The following is a 22,949-nucleotide window of genomic DNA, read 5'->3' as shown; positions in this document are numbered from 1 at the left end:
GCTACTTAGCGTTTTATTTTTATGTGAAGGAAGAATTCATAGAACTAAACATATTTTAAACTTACTCTAGTAATGCTTTTTCTGTTGAGATAAATCAAACTTATACTAAAAAGTTAAATGATATAAATAATAAATTAATAGAAATACAAAAAGCTCAGATGAATGAGGAGGAGTGTGATAATGACATTGATATAACACCAACAGATTTTACAAGACTTTTAGCGACAATAGAAGAAGTTGTATTTAGGGTTCAAAATATGCTTAAAATAAATTGGAAGTTTACTGCAAAAAGTCTAGAATAGTAATTTTAAATCAAATACAACCAAAATATTATAATAATTGAATAAATTACCATTATGTACTAGAATTGATTTAGATATTTTCTTGGGTCGAAAATACAGAAGAGGTGATTTATTGGATAGTAAGAAAAACTTTTATCCACCTTATATTGTTTTAGTTATTTTATATACATTTTTTATAGTGTTTGCATTTATTATTGATACACCAAGCGAAATTTTCGTGGGGTTTAGAAAAATACTTAAATCTCCAGATATTTTAATTAGTGATTACATGGCAATTGGGGGGATTGGTGCAACACTTGTTAATGCAGCAATTACAGGGAGTTTTTGTCTTGGAATACTTATAAAGAATAAAGTAAAGCCAAATGGGTCTACTATTATGGCTATGTGGCTTGTTACAGGGTTTTCTTTTCTTGGAAAAAATATTTTCAATATAATACCTGTTATATTAGGAGTTTATTTATTTTCAAGGTATCAAAAAGAGCCATTTTTAAATTATATACTTGTAGCATTGCTTGGTACATCACTTGCACCAGTTGTAAGTCAACTTAGTTTTGGGTCAGGAATGCCACTGGAAATTTCTATTATTGTGGGGATAATACTTGGAATACTTTTAGGGTTTATTCTACCACCAATAGCATCTTACTCGATCAAAGTACATAATGGTTATAATTTATATAATATAGGGTTTGCTAGTGGGCTAGTAGCAACGTTGTTAATGTCTTTTCTAAGAGGTTTAGGAATAGATTTTGATGAAAGATTAATGTGGCATACAGGGGATAATGTTACGTTACTTATATTTTTACTTATAGTATCTAGTTATCTTATTTTGATAGGAGTTATTAAGGGTGGGAATGATAAGGAGAAGTTTAAGGTTTTAACAAATCAAAGTGGAAGACTTATAAGTGACTTTTATATTTTATTTGGACCTACAGCTTATATAAACATGGGAGTTTTAGGGGTATTTAGTACATTTGTAGTTTTAATTTTAGATGGGGATTTAAATGGGGCTACCATTTGTGCTATTTTTACAATTGTTGGATTTGGAGCCTTTGGTAAAAATATAAAAAATATTACACCAGTAATGATTGGTGCAATAATTGCAGCTATTTTTATTGAAGGACCAGTAAATTCTCCGCATAGTATGCTTGCTATACTATTTTCTACATGTCTTGCACCTATTGCAGGAAAGTTTGGATGGATAGTAGGGATAATAGCTGGAATAATTCATGTGAATATAGTTTCTAATATAGGCTATATGCATGGGGGCTTAAATCTTTATAACAATGGACTTGCAGGTGGTTTTGTAGCTATGATTTTAATGCCACTTATAACAACTTTTAAGAAGGAGTAGTAGGGGATGAAATTTACAATTGAGAAAAATATAAGAATACTAGATGAGCTTGTGACTTATTATAATAAGCTTGGAAATACTAATGTGCATATTGATATGAGCGAGGAAGATAATAAGCATCATTTTTTTATATCTGGAGTAGTTGAGAATATGTCAGAGGATGAGCTTTTAAATTTAAAGGTTCTTTTAAGCACACCAAGGCAACGTGAGATTGAAGAATATTATTGGCAACTTGGTGGAGAAATAAGTTTTGATTGTGAACTTACGCTTGTTGGTATGATGATTGATGAGGCTCAGATAAGTTATAGGGATAGTATATTAACGATAAAAGTTATGAGAGTAGATTAATAAAAAGGAGAGTTATAATTAAATTTATAGCTCTTTTTACATTATTTAAAATATTTAATCATATAAATTAAAAAATATGTAAAAGATTGTTAACTACAAGTTCTCATATAATAGTATAATTTTAGTTAATATATAAAGTATAGGGTTAATAGAAGAGGGATAAGGGGATTATTATGAGCAAAATAAGAAAAGCAATTATACCAGCAGCAGGTCTTGGGACAAGATTTTTACCTGCTACAAAGTCACAACCAAAAGAAATGTTACCAATAGTTGATAAACCAACTATTCAATATATAATAGAAGAGGCAATAGCTTCAGGGATAGAAGAAATATTAATAATTACAGGAAGAAGTAAAAAGTGTATAGAAGATCACTTTGATAAATCAGTAGAACTTGAACTTGAACTTGAAAAGTCAGGTAAGGTAGAAATGCTTAAAATGGTTAGAGAAATATCAGATATGGTTGATATTCATTTTATAAGACAAAAAGAACCAAGAGGACTTGGCCATGCTATAGGATGTGCTAGAACATTTGTAGGAAATGAGCCATTTGCAGTTCTTCTTGGGGATGATATAGTTTATAATGATGAAGAGCCTTGTCTTGGTCAATTAATAAAATGTTTTAATGAGTATAAGACATCAGTACTTGGGGTACAAACAGTAGAACAGGATGATGTTGATAAATATGGAATAGTTGATTGCATACACATTGAAGACAATGTATATAAAGTTAAGGGACTTGTTGAAAAGCCAGATAAAGAAGTAGCACCTAGTAATGTTGCTATTCTTGGAAGATATATAATAACTCCTAGAATATTTGATTTATTAGAAAAAACTCCAGCAGGTAAGGGTGGAGAGATTCAGCTTACGGATGCATTATTACGACTTGTTGAAGAAGAGGCTATGTATGCTTTTGACTTTAAGGGTAGAAGATATGATGTTGGGTCAAAGCAAGGTTTCTTAGAGGCAACAGTTGAGTATGCACTAAGAAGAGATGAGCTTAAAGATGATTTTATGAAATATTTAAAAGGGATAGTTAAATAGTTTTAGAATATAAAATAATTTAGAATCATAGATATAGTTTATGAATCTAATTTTGGAATGAATATATATAAGATGAAAAAAATAAAAGCCTCTATAAATTTTAGGGGCTTTTATAAATTTTTCATAAAATGATTATAAATTAATTTTAGAGGAGAGAATTTGTATGGAAAGTAATGCATTATTAGAAGAGATTTTGAGCAATTTTAAGTTTGAGGGAAAACTACATAAACAAAAGCAACATCATGTTGGAAATATTAATGATACATTTATACTTACTTTTATGGATGGGGATAAAAAGAATAAGTATATTGTACAAAGAATTAATCATCATGTTTTTACAGAGCCAAAAAGACTTATGGATAATATGGTTAAAGTAACACAGCATATTGCAAGTAAGATAAAAGAAGTTGGTGGAGATGTTTCAAGGGAAACTTTAAATTTAATCATGACTAATGATGGAAAAGCTTTTTATGAAACAGAGTCAGGAAATTATTATAGAGCATTTCCATTTATATCAAAAGCTCAGACATATATGAAAGTAGAGAGTGATGTGCATATATATGAGGCTGGAAAAGCACTTGGAAAGTTCCAAAAACAATTATCAGATTTTGAACCTTCAGAATTATTTGAAGTTATAAAAGATTTTCATAATACACCTGTAAGATATTTAGCTTTTGAAAAAGCTATTGAAGAAGATGTAGCAGATAGAGTTAAACTTGCTATGAATGAAATTAAGTTTATTATGGATAGAAGAAAAGATTTAAGTAAACTTACAGAGTTATTAGAAGAAGGGAAATTACCTCTTAGAGTTACTCATAATGACACTAAGTTTAACAATATTATGATAGATGATGAAACAGGAAAGGCTATTTGTGTTATAGACTTAGATACTGTTATGTCAGGGTTATCATTATATGATTTTGGTGATGCTATAAGATCAGGTTGTAGTACAGCAACTGAGGATGAAACGAATCTTGCTGATGTTACAATAGATTTAAATTTATATAAAAAGTTTGTTGAGGGTGTAATGGAAGAGTGTGAGGATACATTAAACTCATATGAAGTAGAGAACATACCTTTCTCAGCAAAACTTATAACAATGGAACTTGCTATGAGATTTTTAACTGATTATTTAAATGGAGATACTTATTTTAAGGTTAATAGTGATACACATAACCTTGAAAGAACAAAAAATCAGTTGAAACTTGCATATGAAATGGAAGCAAACATGGACTATATGGAAGAATGTTTAGCTAAATAAAATTTAAAGGCTGATATAAAAGATTTAAAATCTTTTATATCAGCCTTTTATGTGTATTATTTTAATAGTAATTCTTCTGTAGAAGTTTCATTTAATATCCCAGAATCACTTCTATAATGCTGTGTTGCAAGACCAAGAAGTATCCAATATATTGGTGCTACTTGAATTACACTTATATTAAAGAAGGCTTGTGCTAAATATCCAACTATAATTAATATAAATATTTTTGATATATCATTCTTTCTTTTCTTTATAAGGTGAACTAATAATGATATTACAATGGCTAAGTATCCTATAAGTGTTGATATACCACCAGTAGCAGTATATTCTAAGTACTCATTATGAGCTTTATCAGGATATTGACTAGATGTAATCATCATATATAACACTTCATCTTCTAAATCTCTCATAAGTCTATGGTGAAGTGTATCAGGACCAGTACCTATAATAGGATTTTGCATTATAGATCTAAATGTCATACTCCAAATCTTACCTCTACCAGAACCAATAGAATCTAATGCAGAGCTTGTAGTAGCATCTTCTAAAGCACTACCAACTGTTCCTATATCTGTTGTTAGAGTTTTCATTCTACCAAGAATTTCTCCACTACTTGTAAAGTTTAGACCAAATAAAGTTCCTGTAAAGCAAATTAAAATTATAAACATTCTTATTAAATGTTGTTTTGATTTGATTATGAATAGTAAACCGGTAAAGGACATTACTATAAAAGCAATCCAAACACCTCTAGTTTGTCCACTTAAAATACCACCAAATATTATTATGCTATATATAAGGTAACGTTTATTTTTGAAAAACATAAAAGCACCCATAGTTATAGCTTCGAATAATAAAAGATATGTTGATAAGAAGTTTCTATTACCTATTGTTCCAAATTCAGAATGAGCTTTATCTACATTTCTTAGATAAGAATATATAGGGTCAATTCCATGAAGTTGAAAAATAGTTAATATAGCCATCAAAGTTGCAAGTATACAAGATACTTCAATAAGTTTTTTATTAACTTTCATATATTTTTTTGCTGCTATAAATAACATAAAATATACTCCGTAAATAAGAAGCCCTTCATATCTATTTTTATTTCCAAGTAAAGAAACCATAATAGCTGGTCCAATTAGTGAAAATATAGCATAAGAGATAAATATTAATAGAATACCTTTTTCTTCTAAGTTATTTTTGAAGAAATTTTTAACCTTATCTTTAGTAAAAGATATTGATTTGAAAGAAGTTTTAAATTTAAAAAGTGATTTTAAATAATTAATATTATCTTTTATTAGTAGAAATAGAAGTAGAACACCCATTACATAAGTAAAAACAACTTTGCCCATTAGATAATTAGGTTTCATACTTTTGACTACTATAAAAGGCATAAACATAATCATTGAATAAAGAATAAAATTTATAATTTCAGAATTTGAAAAATCTCTTTTCAAAAAATTTTTAACATTTTGAAAAATAGTAAACACCCCCTTGTTTATAAATATATAATACCATAAATAACAAAATATTACATATTGGAAGATAGGGGGATAAAAATAGAGAAACATTTATGAGGTGAACAACTTTTTTGAAGAAGTTTACTTTAATTAGCAGAAAAAATGTTGAAAAATATAAAAATATCCAAAAAAACAGAAAATTTAATAATTTATTCAAGTCTAGAACATGCTTTATTAAAATTTATACAATATAATTATAAGTGTCAGAGGGAGATGAAAATTCTAATGATATTCGAAATTCTGACTAGGTCTTCTTGGTGAAAGACAATTAGGGGTACAAAAATAGTTAATGGAGTGTTGGGGGACAGGAAATTAACGAATTAGTTTTAGCTATTAATGACAAAATATTTGAATTGAATTTCAAAGTTAAGGGAAAACTTAAAATTTAAAGTTTTAAGTTGAAAAAATCTCTGTGTTATTGAGGTTTAGAATTTTTGAGTGAATTTGAATGTAAAATGTCAAAAAAAATGAGAAAAAATAGAAAAAGTTCACAAAATGTTTAAATGTTCACAATTAAATGTTAATAAATATTGTTTATAATACATATTGTACAAAAAAGTGTTTTGTTACGTTAGTAAGTGTTTAGTGAACTTCAAAAATTAAATATGTAAAATTACGTGTACATAAAATATTAGCTGTAGGGGATTAATATTTTATATATTAGCTATAAATAGAACGGAAATGAAAAAAGAATAAATGTGTGTGATAGTTTTAAAGTCTAATGGTAGTGTGTTAGACTTTATTTTTTTTGAGAAATATTAAAAATAAATATTTTAGAGGAAAGTAGTTTGAAAATATTCAAACTACTTTCTATTTTTTGAGGATTTAAAAAATTTTAGACGTATTTAATTGTAGAATGATAAAAATACGTATCTGAAATTTAACTAAAAAGACTTTTCTAAAAACTATAAATTCTATATTATATTTATATAATTAGAATAATATTTTAGATTTTAAACTATGAAATAGACAGTTAAGATTAGACATTTAATCTACATAAAAGTAGATATAAGAAAGAAGAGGGAGAAATGAAAAAAATAGCTATAGTTGTAATTGTACTTGTCGGAGGTGGTATCTTTGCAGGGTATATGATCAATTCAAATCATAAAGCTACACCGGTAAAAGATACTACTCCTACTAAAATAGTTAGTACAGTTCCTGTAAAGAGTGCAAAAAAGAGTGATATTGATATAGTAGGAAATAAAGAGGTAGATAGTGCAAATGCTTCAATTAATAAAATTGATAATAATTCAAAAATAGTTAATGCTAAAAATGAGACTATAAATCAAAATGAAAATAGTTCAAATAAGATTGATACTACAAGTGTAAAAAATAGCAATACAGAGAGTGAATCTGATAATAAAAACAGTAATAAAATTGTAGATAATAAAGAAAGTAGTAATAAAGTTGTAGATAACAATCAAAATAGTAATAAAGTTGTAGATAATAATCAAAATAGTAATAAAGTTGTAGATAACAATCAAAATAGTAATAAAGTTGTAGATAACAATCAAAATAGTAATAAAATTGATAATAACAGTCAAAGTGGTAATATAGTTAGTAATAATAAAATAGCTTCACATAGTAGCACGATTGATAATAAGATAAAAGTTATGCCAGAAGTAGTAAGTATTAAAAAAGATATTGATGCAACTTCTAAAGAAAGAGTTAAGCCCGAGGTTAAAAAAAGTGTTACTGAAAATTCAGTAAATGATAATAAAAATGTAAGTAAAGATATTATTAGTAATAAAGCTGAGGCTAGTAGTTTAGTTAAAAAATATTATACAGATAAATATGTAGGAATGAATCAAAAAAATTGGTCAACAGATGTGACTGAAAATCAAACTATTGATGGGAAAAAGGGTTATTTAGTAAGATTATATAATTACATGAATAGTCATTCTAACAATATAGCTTGGATTTTAGTTTTACCAAATGGTGAAATGTATAACACGGAGTCAGGTGATGGCCCTTTATCAAAAATAAACTAAAGTTTCAAATTTAGGAGGTTTTTTTATGAATGGAAAAATAAAAACAATATTATTAGTGGGTTTATTAATAGTCGTAGGAGCAGTAGGGATATACAAAACTGAAAAAACACATGAAGCAAAAGATAAGGCTATGGTAATTCAAGAACAAAAAGCACAAGCAGTAAAAGAACAAAAAGCACAAGAACAAGAAGCACAAAAGTTAGCATATGAGAAGCAGAAAGCAGAACAACAAGGTACACAAGTGGCAGGGACAACATCATACTCTGATGGTGAACTTATAAATGTAGCTAATGAGAACTATGCCCAGTTTATGCAAAATAATAATTCATATAATTTTGAAAGTGTTTTAGGTAGACAAACAAATGGAGATGTTCTAACAGTAACATTTTCAGCAACTGCTAATGGAAAACCAGAAACAATAACAATGAATTTCAAGCAAATTAATAGTGTAGTGAGAATAGTAGCAAACAACGCATAATAGATGAAAAAGATAAGAGTATTTTAAAATACTTTTATCTTTTTTGTTATTTTTAAAATATAAAATTGAATTCTATAACGAGTTTAAAGAAGAAAAGATTAATAAAAAAGATTAGAAAGAAAACTAAAAAAAGAACAAAGAACTCTTTCAAGAAAATATGAAAGTTTAAAATTTAGAAAAAATAAAGAAAAAGGAGAAGCTACTAGACAAAATATCCAAAAACAAATAGCAAAGGTATAATAACGTAAAATAGATATTTATATATGTACCGTTGGCTAGACGGGGATTTATGACTGTTGAGCATTATATCAAATTTTGGTAAAGCAAGATGCTAGGAAACAGTAAAATATCGATATGGGTATATTTGTCCATATTTTGAGTAATAGAAAGATTGATGAAAAGAAAAATAATTTATACTGTACTTATATTATTATTGCTTATAGGGGGAGGATTAATAGGGACAAGTATTTATGTTAAGTATGAAACTAAAGTTCAAGAAAATGATATGATTCAACAATATATTAACTCAGAAAATAATAAAACTAATATAGTAAGTGATACATCAAAGAAAGAAATTAAAAATACTCAAAATAATTTAGAGAGTAATTCAACAACTAAAGATGTCATTGGAATAATAGAAATTCCATCTATAGGGGTTAAAGCACCTATTGTAGAAGGAACTACATGGGATGATATGAAGTATGCGGTAGGGCATTTTGATAATACAGCAGAACCGGGTGAAAAAGGAAATACATGCTTTGCAGCTCATGATAATATTTATGGAGATATTTTTAGTGATTTAAGTAAGGTTAAAAATGGAGAAAAAATTATAGTTGATTATAATGGTGAAAAATATATGTATGAAATAACTTCACAGACTATAGTTAAACCAGATAATGTATCTGTTTTAGAAAAGACAAAAGATGCTACAATGACTTTAGTGACTTGTACACCAGGTGCGACAGAAAGAATTATTGTAAAGGCAAAAATCATTCAATAAAAAAATATTGTAGATACAATTTTAGTTGTAGCTACAATATTTTTTTTGTTTTTAAAATATTTAATTAGATAGTCTAACTAATCTCGTACTCTTTCAAATCGGAAATTTTTAGTGATCCTGAATTTTTTACTATAGTAGAAAAGTAAATATCCAAATACTAGGTAAAGAGCTATATTTCTTCTAGGATTTGTCATTATAGTTTCTGTAAATCCATAGATTAAGAATGCAGCAATGAAAATTACATCAACTAGTAATTTCTTTTTCAACATAAGATGCATACATAGAGTAATTCCACCTAAGACTATTATTGTTACTAGTATTCCATCTATAGCTAGTAATGAAATATAACTAGTGTCTAGAGGGTAGTTATTTTGATGCATTATGGCTACAATATGATTATTTCTTCCAAAGAATGTTGGTGTACAATGGAATTTATAAAAGAAATCGTGCCAAATTGATGGTCTTCTTGAAAGGACCTTATTTAAAAAAGCATTATGTCCAAAATACACTGCTAGTATAGTGGATAGTCCTAAAAGAAATGCAGGTAGTAAAAGTATTAACTGCTTGAACTTTCCTAAGGGTCTCATAAATTTCTTATCATAAATAGAAAATGCTATATATGTTATACCATATGTTAGAATAGCTGTTCTTGTAAAAGTTATGTATAAAATAACTACTGGAAATACTACTGTTGCTAATATAAATAAAAATTTATTATATTTTTCTTTTTTATAAATATACATAGCACATATAGCAATGACAAACATTCTCATTGCTGTTATATTAGGATTTCCAAATCCTAAGTCATATCTAGGACTTCTGCCTGATGTGTAGTAAATCCTACTATGAATCATTCCTATTAAATCTAATATTAGAATTAACACAAAGAAAAAAATCTCAATTGTTAATATTCTTTTTGCTATTGTTGTAAAACTTGTTTCACTATCTGTACATACGGCACAAACTCCTAAAACACCATATAAGAACATTCCATTCTTAGTTACTATGAATAGAATACCTGCGATGCCTATTGAAATAACTCTTAGTAGCCATGTATTATCTTTTCTAGCAGCATAAATAGATGCTAATCCCAATATTACATTAATGCCTAAAAATATTTTAGCATCTATATGGAATATCATGGGATTGTATACACTAAAAGTCATAAAAAATATAGCTAATATAGAAATATACTTCTTTATCATATGTTCTTTCCTCCATTAATCAATTTTATTCAAAATAAAGTATATCATATATTTATATTATTTTTTTATTTCTTTATTTTTTTCGTAGATTAATAAAATTTTTAAACTTATACAATTAAAAAAACAAATTTAATTATCTTTTAGTTCAAAATTTATAAAATTCATAATAAAAAAAGAAATTCAAAAAGAAATTGAAAATTTGTTTTATTTCTAAATTTTAAACATATTTTACTTGAATATTATATTTTTAGTCACCAAAAAATAGTATTTTATTTTAAATTACTTTGGAATAGTTATTTCTTATAATATAATGTGAAATTTAATATTGTTTGAATTATAGAGCAAGTGATTAAAATTATTTGATTAAAATTTAAATAAAAATAATAGAAAAAATAGGAATTATTAATATTTCATCTAATTATTTAAAGGTTTTTATAAAATTAATGACATTTAATATAGAATGTAATAAATATTTTAGAATGCTATTAACATAAATACTTTCATTCTAAAAGATTATTGAAGTAAAAAGTATTATAATCTATACTTGGGATTTATTAGATATTATAAAATTGAAGATGATAATCAGAAGAAATTTGACAAATAACTTCAAAAACTTCCAAAAATATGTTTTTTCTTTTTTTAGAATTAAAAAGATGTTATAATAAATTTTAGTTAATTAACAAAATATTAATAAAAATATAGTTTAAATTTAAAGATCACGAGACTATATTTTAGAAGGCTTTTCAGAATATTATATAAAGATAGAGATATGTTAATGATGAAAGTTGATTATTATACATAGTTCTCTTTTAGTTTGAATATATAGGAAAATGTTTATACTTGAAATATGGATGGGAGGATGGTGTAAATAAGGTTTAGAGTCAGTTTAAAGAGCAGACTCGTAACTTTTAATTTAAATAAATGTTTTTTTATACTTATTGAAATTAAAGGTTAAGATACTCTTGAATATAATATATATGAAAAGTATTGAGATAAATTTGGAGGAATATATGAAACATAAGATAAAAGGCATAGATGGGTCATTAAATGCAGAAGTTTCAGGTGGATATTTATTATTTAAAAGAGTAGTTGATTTAATAATAGCTATAGCTGGATTAGTAATAACTTTGCCTATAATAGCAATTACTTGTGCAATTGTAAGGTTAGAAAGTAAAGGAAATCCTATTTACAAGCAAAAAAGAGTAGGCCTTAATAATAAGGAATTTAATATTTATAAGATTAGATCGATGGTTTCTAATGCAGAATCAAAAGGTGCACAGTGGGCAACTAAAAATGATGCGAGGGTTACTAGTGTTGGTAAATTTATAAGAAAAACTAGAATAGATGAACTTCCACAATTTTTTAATATATTAAAGGGTGATATGACTATAATTGGTCCAAGACCAGAGCGAGAAATTTTTTATAAGGAATTTGAAAAGGATATTCCTAATTTTAGAGATAGATTGCTAATTAAGCCAGGTCTAACAGGATATGCTCAAGTTCATGGGGGATACGATGTTATGCCTAAAGAAAAGTTAGATTTGGATATATATTATATTGAAAATGTTAATTTAGGTTTAGATATTAAGATAATATTACAGACAGCTTGTATAGTAGTAACTGGAAGTGGTGCAAGATAGTATATGCTGTGTCGTATAACTTGAAATGTTAAGGATAACTTTAGTTCGGGATATTTTTACTTATATAAATGATGCAAAGTTAAAAATTAAAAATTAGATATGTTAGAAAAGTATATAAAATAAATTATTTATCTTTCTGGCAATTTTTCATTTTAGATTTAGAAACTATGCAATTAGTGGGTAAACTACTATGAAGTTATATTAGTAGCAGTATTTTTATATAAAGTAGGAGGACGGATACAAATGAAAAAAATAGGTATAATTATACCATCATTATCGGATGGTGGGGCAGAAAAGGTTGCAGCTAATTTATCAATCATATACAAGGAGCTTGGATATGAAGTTTACATAATATTATATGAAAATAGAGTTAGTTTTGAACATGAAGGTACAATTATAGATTTAAATATAAAACAACGTACTGGAGTTGGAAAGATATTTAAAGATTATGAGATTTATTCAAAATTAAAAAAAGTGAAAAAGGAATATGATTTTGATGTTGTTATTAGTCATTTACCAAAGACAGATTTATTAAACTGTTTAACAAAAAAAAATGAAAAAATTATTACAACTATTCATAATAATATTGATATTGATTACCCCAATTATATGCAAAAGTTATTTCCGTATATTATAAAAAAAGCTGATTTAATAGCTTCTGTATCAAAAGTTGGAGAAAAATGTTTAGTAGATAGATATGGTGCGAAAAATGTTAGAACAATTTATAATCCTCAACTTTTAGATAATATAATTGATAGGGGAAATGAGAAAATAGATGAGATTTCAGAAGAAATTTTAAATGGTGAAATAATCGTTAATATTGGAAGGGTAAATATTCAAAAAGGACAGTGGCATTTGATAAGAGCTTTTAGTGAATTGGTTAAAAATAAACCTAATGCAAAACTCTTATTAATAGGGCAAGGCATTTTAGAGGTGAATTTAAAGAATTTAGTGAAAAATTTAAATATAGCTGAAAATGTTCTTTTCCTTGGATTTAATAAAAATCCATATAAATTTATCAAGCAATCAAATCTTTATGTAGGAACATCATTATATGAGGGGTTTGGGATGACTTTAGTTGAGGCGATGACATTTGGAGTTCCTGTAATTTCAACGGATTGTATTTCGGGGCCAAGAGAGATAATTGCACCTGAATTATTTGGAAAAGAAATCAATTATGATAATGTTCAAACATATGGAATATTAGTTGAAAATTTTGGTGACTTTGATTTACTTGATAACTTAAAAGTAAGTGATAGTGAAAAAGCTTTAGCTAAAAAGATTGAATATTTACTAGATAATAAAGAGATATACAATGAGTTATCTCTAAAGGTCAAAGAGAGAAGCAAAGACTTTGATTATAAAAATATAAAAAAAATATGGAAGAAAGAATTAGATAATTTATTAGGAGAAAATAATGGATAAAATTTTAGCAGTAGACCTTTGCAATACGTTATATAAATCAAATACTACACAAGATTTTTTTAGTTATGTATTTGCAAAAGATGATGTCTATAAAAAGTTGAAAAGAAAAAATTCGAACTTTGGTTTTAAAGTAGTTAATAAACTAAGTAATAAAATTTTTAAATATGATATGAGTAGAGCGTTAATAACTAAAATTTTAAAGGGTAAATCATCAAAAGAAATTGACAATTTGGTTGATGGGTTTATTGATGATTTTTTAGAGGAAAGAAAAATATCAGAGGTTCATAAGATTATAACTGAATATAAAGAGAATAGTTACAAGGTAGTTATAATTTCAGCTTCTTATGGTTTTATAGCTAAAAGAATAGTAGAAAGACTTGGAATAAATGCATATATCTCATCTGAAGCTGAAGTTTTAGATGGAATATATACAGGTAGAGTTAGCAAGGATATTTTATATACAAAATTTAATGAGTTCAGCAGTTTATATGCAACTTACGAAGATTTAGTTATGATCACTGATAATATAACAGATTATGAGTTTGTTAAAAAGACAAAAAACTCTTATATTGTTATTAATAAAGAAAATAAAGCTTTTTGGAGCGGTAAAAAAGAAGAAAAATTTATATTTGTGGAGGAGTAACCAATGACGAAATATATTATTCCATTCTTTTATACTCTTTATACAAGAACAAAAGGAATGGGGAAAAAAGTAGCTTATTTATTTACATTTATATTTCCAGTATTATTATATGCAGTAACTGTTGCGTATAATAATAAATCAAATTTTTTATTAACTATAGTAACAATAATTATATCTTTAATAGGTACAATGTCGATATATGAAATCGGATATATAAGAAATGATGTTTTTACAATTAAAAAAGAAAAAAATCCAACATTAAGGTTAAGAAGGGAGGAACTAGAGTATGTAGAAAAGAAGATTATTCCAATTCTTATAATAAAATATGGAATAGCAATTTTAAGTATAGTATTAACATTTGTATTAGGAATGAACTTTATCAATTACATAATTGGCCTAATTCTTATAGAAGTTTTTTATTTTATACATAATAGTGTAAGAGGAAAATTATCAATAGGTAGCTTTTTTGTTTTAAGTACACTAAGATATATAACACCACTTATGGTTTTACATACAAATGTAGTATCTACAATCATAGTGTTTATTTTAATTATATCAATTCCAAGAACATTAGAAAAAGCGGCAGAGAAAAAGTTTAATATAAAAAATTTGAGTTTTATAAGAAATAGTAATTTAAATATTTTACGTGCAATTTACTATATAATACTTTTAGCAGTTATTCTTATACAAAATTTCACAATAGGAATTTCATTAGTATATATTGTTTCAGCTATATATTATTTGGTATATAGAGGACTAATAGCAATAGGATATTTAGGAAAAAAATCATTTAAAAGAGCTTAAAAGCAAAAAATCTAAAGATGAAGGAAATGGTAAAAATGAATATATCAGTTTTAATGTCGGTGTATTTTAAAGAATCACCTGTATTTTTAAAAGAAGCAATTGATAGTATATTACAGCAAACTGTAAAAGCTGATGAGATAGTATGTATAAAAGATGGTAAATTAACAAAGGAACTTGATTCTTTATTAGATAAATATGATGAAGAAAATCCAGGGCTTTTTAAATTTATTGTATTTGAAGAAAATAAAGGACTTGGAAATGCTCTAAGAAATGGTGTAGAAGCATGTTCAAATGAAATAATAGCAAGAATGGATACTGATGATATTGCATTACCAACAAGGTTTGAAAAGCAATTTACTAGAATGAAAGAGAATGATTTAGATATAGTAGGAAGTAATATTTTAGAGTTTGATGGAAGTGTAGATAATATATTATCAGAAAGAAAGGTACCATCTACATATGAAATGATAAAAGCTTATGCTAAAAAAAGAAATCCTTTTAATCATATGACTGTTATGTACAAAAAGTCAGCTGTATTAAAAGCTGGAAATTATAAAGATTTCTTATGGTTTGAAGATTATAATTTGTGGGTAAGAATGATTTTAAATGGAGCTAAAATGTATAATATACAAGAAGATTTAGTATATGCTAGAACTGGAAAAAGTATGTTTGGGAGAAGAGGTGGATTAGAGTATATTAAAAGAGAATATAAAATGCAAAAAAATATGAAAGAGCTTAAATTTATTAGTAATTTTGAGTTTTGCAAAAATATTATAGCAAGATCAGTTATAAGATTAATTCCTAATAGTTTAAGAGAAATTATTTATCTTAAGGTGTTAAGAGGATAATATTAGGGGAAATTCAAATAAGAGGTGATAGTATGAATCTGTCAATTATAGTTCCAGTTTATAATGGTGGGAAATTTTTAAAAAAATGCATTGAAAATATTTTAGAACAAACAGATAAAGACCTTGAAGTAATTATTGTAAATGATGGGTCAACTGATGATACAAAAGCTATATGTGATGGTTATGATATTAGTGATAAAAGAGTGAGATTTATACATATAGAAAATAGTGGAGTTAGTACTGCAAGAAATATAGGAGTTGAAGCAGCGAGAGGAAAGTATATTGGTTTTCTTGATTGTGATGATAGAATTGATAATAAAATGTATAGTAGCATGATTGGGATTTTAGAGAAAGAATCTGTAGATATGGTTATGTGTTCTTATGTTAGTGAGTTTGATGATCATAATGAAGAAAAGTTATTTGATATTGCGAATATTAAGCTTGAAGATAAGTCGATAAAAAATGAAATTATGATTAAAATGGTATCTTCTATAAATGAAAATGGTAGCTATAATGAAGTTATCATGGGGAGTGTTTGTAGATGTCTATATAAAAAAGAAATTATAGAAAGCAATTATATAAAGTTTGATAAAGAACTGAAATATTCAGAGGATTTAGTATTTGTGCTAGAATATTTAGATGCTTGTAAATCAGTTTATTTAACAAATGATATTTATTATTTTTACAATAGAAAAACAGCAGATTTATCTACAACTCAAAAACATATAATAGGTCTTGAGGATAACATCGATAAAGTGCATAAAAAGTTTTTAGAAATTTTAGATACACCAAATTTAAAATCTAAAAAATCATGGGCTTTAAGAGAAATAACTAATATGTACACAATATCTGTTAATATAGCGATTCAAAATGATAAGACTTTTAGTGAAAAGGTCAAGGAATTAAGAAGAATGCTTAAAAGAAGAGAGTTTGATTTATATATTAAAAAGTTAAATTCTAATGAGTATTATGGCCTTAATAAATTAGTTGTTCTTAGTCTAAAATATAAACTTTATTTTTTAGTTATTAAATATTACTCTAAAAAATGGGGCGAAAGTAGGTAGTAGGTTTGAGATTTAAAAAATCATTAATGAATTCAGTAATAGGAATGGTAACATTTATTATTTCTTTTTTGCCTATCTTTATTGTTAGGAAAGTATTTATTGATGTATTAGGTAGTGATTTAGCAGGATTAACATCTTTATATACCAATATAATAGGATATTTAACAATTATTGAAATGGGAGTTGGAACAGCTATAATTTGTTCTTTATATAAGCCTTTTGATGAGAATAATCAAGAGAAAGTTGTAGGATATTTAAAATACTATAGAAAATTTTATAGATTAGCAGCTTTATTTATATTTGTAGCTGGGATAATTTTAGTTCCATTTTTACATGTGTTTATTAAAGGCAGTATAAATACAGGATATATTAAAATTGGGTTTATATTATTTTTAATTAATACAGTCATTATATATTTATTTGGATATAAGCAGTGCATACTAAACGTTGCACAAGAGGGTTATAAGATTTCAATAGCATTAACAAGTGCAAAAGTTCTAATAGCCATTGCTCAAATATTTATAGTGGAAAAATATAAAAGTTTTTATGGTTACTTAATAGCACAAATAATAATTAATATAATATTTTATGCACTTATAAATTATTATACTGATAGGAGCTATCCTTGGTTAAGAAAAACTAAAGGAAAAATCAATAGTGAAGAGAAAAAAGAGTTAGTAAAAACTATAAAAGGAATATCACTTCACAAAATAGGTGCAGTTTTAGTATTTGGGACTGATAATATAGTAATTTCAGCATTTATAGGTTTGAACTCTGTAACATTATATAATAACTATATAATTGTTATTAATGCATTTGGAGGAATTGTAAATCAAGCTGTAGTAGGAGTAACTGCTAGTATTGGGAATTTATTATTAGATGATGATAAAGAACATACGTATAAAACACATAAACGGTTATTTTTAGCTAATTTTTGGATTGCTTCATTTATTTCAATCACTCTAGTAAATACACTCACATCATTTGTTGAGCTATGGCTTGGGAAACAATTTGCATTAAGTTGGGAGATTGTGGCATTATTAGTTATAAATCTATATTTCCAAATGATTCGGGGTCAGGTAGAACAATTTAAAAATGCAAGTGGAGAGTTTTATAGAGATAGATTTGCACCTTTATTTGAGGGCGCGATAAATTTAGTTATTTCTCTTATCTTAGTACGCTATATAGGGCTAGCAGGAGTTTTAATTGGAACTGTAGTAAGTAATTTTACAGTCATATTTTGGACACAACCATATGTGGTCTATAAATATGTTTTCAAGAAACCTTTACATGAATACTTTGCACGGTACTTTAAATATATTTTAGTAGGGATTATACCATTAATTTTAACAATGGCTTTAACTTATTATTTAAAAGCAGATGTTACTTTCCTTAGCTTTATAATAAATTGTTTTATCAATATTTTAGTTATAAATATATTTTATTTAATAGTATTTTGGAGAACAGAAGAGTTTCAATTTTTCAAAAATTTAGCTTTTAGAATTTTAAAAAGAGGGAATTAAAAGATAGTAAGTAAAAGTATATATCATTTTGAAATGTTTTTTTATTGTTTTTGTAATTTAGATTGATTTGAAGCTTGATATTATAGCAAGTAGGGGTATTTCGAGTTTTAGGGTGGGTGGTAGGCAAACAAAAAACAAAAGGAGAGTAAGTCAAATGAGCGATATAGATAACACGCAGTCATTCCCTGATGGGCTGATACCAGAAGATAATAATGGTGGAGACAACAGAAATGACAGAAATGACAGAAGACGCAAAAAGAAAAGCTCTAAAGGAAAAGTTGCTGGGATTATTATAGCAATAATAGCGATTTTATTTATAGGTTCTATAGGTGGCGGATATTTATATGTAACACATTCACTTAATAACTTAAATAGAGTGGAACTTAATCCTAAAGATTTAGGAATCAATAGTCAAGTTGAAGCTGAATTAGATAAGTTTACAGGAATTACAAATGTAGTTATTTTTGGAGTTGATGAACCGACGGGGACACCAGGTAGATCAGATACTATAATGATAGCGACAATAGATTCTAATAATGACACACTTAAACTTACATCAATAATGAGAGACTCATATGTAAATATACCAGGTTATGGAATGAATAAAATCAATGCAGCATATGCATTTGGTGGTCCACAACTTGCACTTAAAACAATAAATGAAAATTATGGTATGAATTTAAAATACTATGTAACACAAAACTTTACAACTTTACCTAAACTTGTTAATATGTTAGGTGGTATTACTGTAAACCTTTCACAAGCAGAAGTTCATGCAATGAAGGCGCCACAAGGGCAGTTAAATCAAATGTTCCATGAGAATGTTCCGTATATTGTAACTCCAGGAGAGCATACGCTTAATGGAATACAAGCTATGTCATATACTAGAATAAGACATGGTACAGGTGGAGATTATGCTAGAACATATAGACAAAGAGCTGTGATGCAGCAAATATTCACAAAGATTAAAGCAATGCATGTGACTGAAATGCCAGAACTTGTTGATCAATTATTGCCAACAGTTCAAACAAATCTAAGCAACTCACAAATAATGAGTATGGGAGCCAAGATATTAAAGATGGGAACAGCAACAATTAATCAAGCAAGACTTCCATTAAATCAGGATAGTCATGGGTCAATGATTAGTGGACAATGGTATCTTGTATTTAATCAAGCAAAAACAAATCAACAATTGCATGACTTTATATTTGAAAATAAAGCATTACCAAATGAGGACCTAGATACTTAATTATAATAGAAATATTAAAAATAGTATTAGGACGTAAATAAGGAGTTTATTATAATGAATAAAAAAATAAGAAAAGCTATTATTCCAGCAGCAGGTCTTGGAACAAGATTTTTACCAGCTACAAAGGCACAACCAAAGGAAATGCTTCCAATAGTTGATAAACCAACTATACAGTATATTATTGAAGAAGCTATAGCTTCAGGAATAGAAGAAATACTTATAATCACAGGTAAAGGAAAGAAATGTATCGAAGATCACTTTGATAAATCATTAGAGCTTGAAATGCAACTTGAGAAGTCAGGAAAAGATGAGCTTTTAAAAATGGTTAGAGAAATTTCAGATATGGTTGATATTCATTTTATCAGACAAAAAGAGCCAAAAGGTCTTGGTCATGCTATCGGATGTGCAAAAACATTTGTTGGAAATGAGCCGTTTGCAGTTCTTCTTGGAGATGATATTGTTTATAATGATGAAAAACCTTGTCTTGGACAACTAATTGAATGTTTCAATGAATATAATACAAGTATACTTGGAGTTCAACAAGTTGCGCATGAAGATGTAAACAAATATGGAATAGTTGATGGAGTTCATGTTGAAAATGGAGTTTATAAGGTTAGAAATCTTATAGAAAAGCCACCAGTAGATGAAGCACCAACAGATGTTGCTATATTAGGTAGATATATAATTACACCTAAAATTTTTGAAATATTAGAGAATACAAAGCCTGGTAAGGGTGGAGAAATCCAATTAACAGACGCGCTTTTAACTTTAATAAATCAAGAAGCTATGTATGCTTTTAACTTTGAGGGTGTAAGATATGATGTTGGAGATAAGCTAGGTTTCTTAAAAGCAACAGTAGAATATGCATTAAGAAGACCGGAACTTAAAGAAGAATTTAACGAATATTTAAAAACAGTAGTTAAATAATTAAGTTATAATAAGTATGTAGATAGCAAGGTGCTATCTATGTGCTTTTTAAATATATTTATGGGAAAGGAAGTTTTAAGATGAATGTTTTAGTAACAGGTGGTATGGGTTATATAGGAAGTCATACTTGTGTAGAATTGTTAAAAGAAGGACATAACGTAATAGTTATAGATGATTTAAGTAATAGTAAAGAGCTTGTTAAAGATAGAATAAAGACTATAACAGGTAAAAATATAAAATTTTATGAGTATAATTTACTTGATGCAGGTAATGTTGAAAAGGTATTTGAAGAGAATAAAATTGATTCAGTAATACATTTTGCGGCATTTAAAGCAGTTGGAGAGTCAACACAAAAACCATTAGAGTATTATCATAATAATATAACAAGTACTTTAGTGTTACTTCAAATAATGAGAAAGTTTGGAGTTAAGAACTTTGTATTTAGTTCATCAGCTACAGTTTATGGAGATAGTAAAGTAATTCCAATACATGAAGGGTGTGATTTATCAGCTACAAACCCTTATGGTGCTACAAAACTTATGATAGAAGATATCTTAAGAGATTTATATAAATCAGATGATTCATGGAATATTGCATTACTTAGATATTTCAATCCAGTTGGAGCACATGAGAGTGGTTTAATTGGTGAGGATCCATCAGGAATTCCAAATAATTTAATGCCTTATATAACAAAAGTAGCTATTGGAGAACTTAAAGAGTTAAGCGTTTTTGGCAGTGATTATGACACTAAAGATGGTACAGGTGTAAGAGATTATATTCACGTAGTAGATTTAGCTATAGGTCATATTAAAGCATTAAGTAAGCTAAATGGGAATTCAGGGCTTGTAACTTATAATCTTGGAACAGGAAATGGATATTCAGTTTTAGAACTTGTAGAAGCTTTTGCAAAAGCTAGTGGAAAACCACTTCCATATAAGTTAGTAGAAAGAAGAGCGGGTGATGTAGCAGTATGTTATGCAGATCCTAAAAAAGCTAATGAAGAACTTGGATGGTTTGCTACTAAAAATGTTGATGATATGTGTAGCGATTCATGGAATTGGCAAAGCAATAACCCAAAAGGTTATAACTAATATAATAAGTATTTCCAATGAAGTGAAAATATATAATAGATGAAATAATAGTACTAATTGAAAATTAAATATAAACTTTAAGTGAAAGCATAGCAATATCTTTATAAGTCTAGTTATAATTAGGTTAATTCAGTAAAGGGGGATTAATTTATGAGAATTAGTAAACTGAGAGAAGCTATGCTTTCTTTAGGATTAGATGCAGTTATTATTAACGGAAAGGCAAATAAGATATATTTTGGTGGATTAGGTGGTAGTGGTGTTAAACTTTTAATCACTAAAAAGAGTCAATATCAAATTATGGATTCAAGATATATAAATGAAGCAAATAAGAATTCAAAGGAATTTATAAATATAGATTATAAGGATAGTTTTGTTAAAAGGGTAAAAGAAATTTTTAGTAAAGATAGATTATTCTTTTTAGGGTTAGAAGGAAGTCATACTCTTGCTAAAGAGTATATAAGTTATCAAGATATAACAAGTGAGTTGGTATTATTAAATGATGAGATAGAAAAAATTAGAGGTATTAAAGACTTAACTGAAATAGACAAAATAAGAAAAGCTTGTGAGCTTACAGATTTTATATTTAGTGAAGTGATAAAAGAAATCAAGGTTGGAGTTACAGAGCTAGATATAGCTGCAAAGATAAATTACCTAGCTATGACTAAAGGCGCTAGTGGAATGAGCTTTGATACAATAGTAGCTTCAGGATATAGAAGTGCAATGCCTCATGGTAGACCAACTATGAAAAGATTAGAAAAAGGTGATGCTGTAGTTTTAGATTTTGGTGTACTACTAGATGGGTATCAATCAGATATGACTAGAACAGTTTTTGTGGAAGAGATTAGTGATAAGATGAGGAGTATCTATAATATTGTTTTAGAGGCACATCTAAGAGGGATAAAAGCAATAGCTGATGGAAAGGTTGGGAAAGATATAGATTCTATTGCAAGAGACTATATAGAGCAAACTGGGTATGGTGAATATTTTGGACATGGACTTGGACATGGAATTGGTATGGGAGGGGATATTCCTATATTAAATAAAAAGTCAGAAGATATTTTAGAAGAGGGTATGGTTATGTCTGTTGAACCTGGAATATATATATCAGGATTTGGTGGTATAAGAATTGAAGATGATGTTGCTATAATTGATGGAAAGGGAGTTCCTTTAAATAAAAGTAGTAAAGAAATTTTAATATTGAAATAAAAAAGAGCTGTATTATCAAAAGGATAATACAGCTCT

Annotated in this window: 21 protein-coding genes and 1 pseudogene; 20 read left to right on the top strand and 2 right to left on the bottom strand. The window is 27.1% G+C overall.

Features of this window, described 5'->3' with window-relative positions:
* The first annotated feature begins 158 nt into the window (after positions 1 to 158).
* From Q0V24_RS11065 to Q0V24_RS11045, 5 genes are all read left to right on the top strand, one after another.
* Positions 159 to 302 (top strand): hypothetical protein, encoded by a 144-nt coding sequence (locus Q0V24_RS11065; RefSeq protein WP_297521444.1) that lies wholly within the window; start codon positions 159 to 161, stop codon positions 300 to 302.
* Positions 303 to 414: 112 nt separating this feature from the next.
* Complete coding sequence (locus Q0V24_RS11060) at positions 415 to 1,653, top strand: DUF1576 domain-containing protein (protein WP_297521442.1); 1,239 nt, start codon at positions 415 to 417, stop codon at positions 1,651 to 1,653.
* A gap of 6 nt (positions 1,654 to 1,659) precedes the next feature.
* A complete protein-coding gene (locus Q0V24_RS11055) occupies positions 1,660 to 2,001 on the top strand; it encodes a hypothetical protein (protein ID WP_297521440.1) in 342 nt (113 codons plus the stop codon).
* A gap of 170 nt (positions 2,002 to 2,171) precedes the next feature.
* Entirely contained in the window at positions 2,172 to 3,044 is an 873-nt protein-coding gene (galU, locus tag Q0V24_RS11050) for a UTP--glucose-1-phosphate uridylyltransferase GalU (RefSeq protein WP_297521465.1), read from the top strand.
* A 163-nt stretch (positions 3,045 to 3,207) separates the two neighbouring features.
* A complete protein-coding gene (locus tag Q0V24_RS11045; RefSeq protein WP_297521438.1) occupies positions 3,208 to 4,305 on the top strand; it encodes an aminoglycoside phosphotransferase family protein in 1,098 nt (365 codons plus the stop codon).
* 56 nt (positions 4,306 to 4,361) lie between these two features.
* Here the strand turns inward: Q0V24_RS11045 and Q0V24_RS11040 are convergent, their stop codons facing one another.
* On the bottom strand, positions 4,362 to 5,756 hold the full coding sequence (locus tag Q0V24_RS11040) for an O-antigen ligase family protein (protein WP_297521436.1): 1,395 nt from the start codon (positions 5,754 to 5,756) through the stop codon (positions 4,362 to 4,364).
* Between the two features lie 1,091 nt (positions 5,757 to 6,847).
* On the opposite strand from Q0V24_RS11040, the gene Q0V24_RS11035 reads away from it, so the two are divergent.
* The 4 genes and pseudogenes from Q0V24_RS11035 to Q0V24_RS11020 all read left to right on the top strand — a co-directional run bounded on the left by Q0V24_RS11035 (position 6,848) and on the right by Q0V24_RS11020 (position 9,288).
* On the top strand, positions 6,848 to 7,810 hold the full coding sequence (locus Q0V24_RS11035) for a hypothetical protein (protein WP_297521434.1): 963 nt from the start codon (positions 6,848 to 6,850) through the stop codon (positions 7,808 to 7,810).
* 25 nt (positions 7,811 to 7,835) lie between these two features.
* Complete coding sequence (locus tag Q0V24_RS11030) at positions 7,836 to 8,288, top strand: hypothetical protein (RefSeq protein ID WP_297521432.1); 453 nt, start codon at positions 7,836 to 7,838, stop codon at positions 8,286 to 8,288.
* A gap of 105 nt (positions 8,289 to 8,393) precedes the next feature.
* A pseudogene (locus Q0V24_RS11025) lies at positions 8,394 to 8,525 on the top strand (RNA-guided endonuclease TnpB family protein); the annotation flags it as partial.
* A 157-nt stretch (positions 8,526 to 8,682) separates the two neighbouring features.
* Positions 8,683 to 9,288: a sortase gene (locus Q0V24_RS11020; RefSeq protein ID WP_297521430.1), complete on the top strand. Its 606-nt coding sequence runs from the start codon at positions 8,683 to 8,685 to the stop codon at positions 9,286 to 9,288.
* A gap of 77 nt (positions 9,289 to 9,365) precedes the next feature.
* Here Q0V24_RS11020 and Q0V24_RS11015 read toward each other — a convergent pair whose 3' ends face one another.
* The gene (locus tag Q0V24_RS11015; protein ID WP_297521429.1) at positions 9,366 to 10,493 is read right to left on the bottom strand and encodes a hypothetical protein; all 1,128 of its coding nucleotides are present in this window, start codon (positions 10,491 to 10,493) and stop codon (positions 9,366 to 9,368) included.
* A gap of 1,010 nt (positions 10,494 to 11,503) precedes the next feature.
* Here Q0V24_RS11015 and Q0V24_RS11010 point away from each other — a divergent pair.
* The 11 genes from Q0V24_RS11010 to Q0V24_RS10960 all read left to right on the top strand — a co-directional run bounded on the left by Q0V24_RS11010 (position 11,504) and on the right by Q0V24_RS10960 (position 22,913).
* Positions 11,504 to 12,133 carry a sugar transferase gene (locus tag Q0V24_RS11010; RefSeq protein WP_297521428.1) on the top strand — a complete coding sequence of 210 codons (630 nt, stop codon included), beginning with the start codon at positions 11,504 to 11,506 and terminating at the stop codon, positions 12,131 to 12,133.
* A gap of 243 nt (positions 12,134 to 12,376) precedes the next feature.
* Positions 12,377 to 13,558 carry a glycosyltransferase gene (locus Q0V24_RS11005; RefSeq protein ID WP_297521427.1) on the top strand — a complete coding sequence of 394 codons (1,182 nt, stop codon included), beginning with the start codon at positions 12,377 to 12,379 and terminating at the stop codon, positions 13,556 to 13,558.
* Positions 13,551 to 14,201 carry a haloacid dehalogenase-like hydrolase gene (locus tag Q0V24_RS11000; protein ID WP_297521426.1) on the top strand — a complete coding sequence of 217 codons (651 nt, stop codon included), beginning with the start codon at positions 13,551 to 13,553 and terminating at the stop codon, positions 14,199 to 14,201. The genes Q0V24_RS11005 and Q0V24_RS11000 overlap by 8 nt, the downstream gene beginning before the upstream one ends.
* A gap of 3 nt (positions 14,202 to 14,204) precedes the next feature.
* Positions 14,205 to 15,005 carry a hypothetical protein gene (locus Q0V24_RS10995; RefSeq protein WP_297521425.1) on the top strand — a complete coding sequence of 267 codons (801 nt, stop codon included), beginning with the start codon at positions 14,205 to 14,207 and terminating at the stop codon, positions 15,003 to 15,005.
* A 35-nt stretch (positions 15,006 to 15,040) separates the two neighbouring features.
* On the top strand, positions 15,041 to 15,853 hold the full coding sequence (locus tag Q0V24_RS10990; protein WP_297521424.1) for a glycosyltransferase: 813 nt from the start codon (positions 15,041 to 15,043) through the stop codon (positions 15,851 to 15,853).
* A 32-nt stretch (positions 15,854 to 15,885) separates the two neighbouring features.
* On the top strand, positions 15,886 to 16,917 hold the full coding sequence (locus Q0V24_RS10985; protein ID WP_297521423.1) for a glycosyltransferase: 1,032 nt from the start codon (positions 15,886 to 15,888) through the stop codon (positions 16,915 to 16,917).
* Positions 16,918 to 16,922: 5 nt separating this feature from the next.
* Positions 16,923 to 18,440: an O-unit flippase gene (locus Q0V24_RS10980; RefSeq protein WP_297521422.1), complete on the top strand. Its 1,518-nt coding sequence runs from the start codon at positions 16,923 to 16,925 to the stop codon at positions 18,438 to 18,440.
* Positions 18,441 to 18,594: 154 nt separating this feature from the next.
* Positions 18,595 to 19,689: an LCP family protein gene (locus Q0V24_RS10975; protein WP_297521421.1), complete on the top strand. Its 1,095-nt coding sequence runs from the start codon at positions 18,595 to 18,597 to the stop codon at positions 19,687 to 19,689.
* A gap of 54 nt (positions 19,690 to 19,743) precedes the next feature.
* Complete coding sequence (galU, locus tag Q0V24_RS10970; RefSeq protein ID WP_297521419.1) at positions 19,744 to 20,616, top strand: UTP--glucose-1-phosphate uridylyltransferase GalU; 873 nt, start codon at positions 19,744 to 19,746, stop codon at positions 20,614 to 20,616.
* Between the two features lie 80 nt (positions 20,617 to 20,696).
* Positions 20,697 to 21,707, top strand: coding sequence for a UDP-glucose 4-epimerase GalE (galE, locus tag Q0V24_RS10965; RefSeq protein ID WP_297521417.1), 1,011 nt, complete (start codon positions 20,697 to 20,699; stop codon positions 21,705 to 21,707).
* 150 nt (positions 21,708 to 21,857) lie between these two features.
* Positions 21,858 to 22,913: a M24 family metallopeptidase gene (locus Q0V24_RS10960; protein WP_297521415.1), complete on the top strand. Its 1,056-nt coding sequence runs from the start codon at positions 21,858 to 21,860 to the stop codon at positions 22,911 to 22,913.
* The last annotated feature ends 36 nt before the right edge of the window (positions 22,914 to 22,949 follow it).

The sequence above is a fragment of the uncultured Clostridium sp. genome (assembly GCF_947039605.1).
Lineage (GTDB): Bacteria > Bacillota > Clostridia > Clostridiales > Clostridiaceae > Sarcina.
This window is presented reverse-complemented; position numbering and strand designations above follow the sequence as displayed.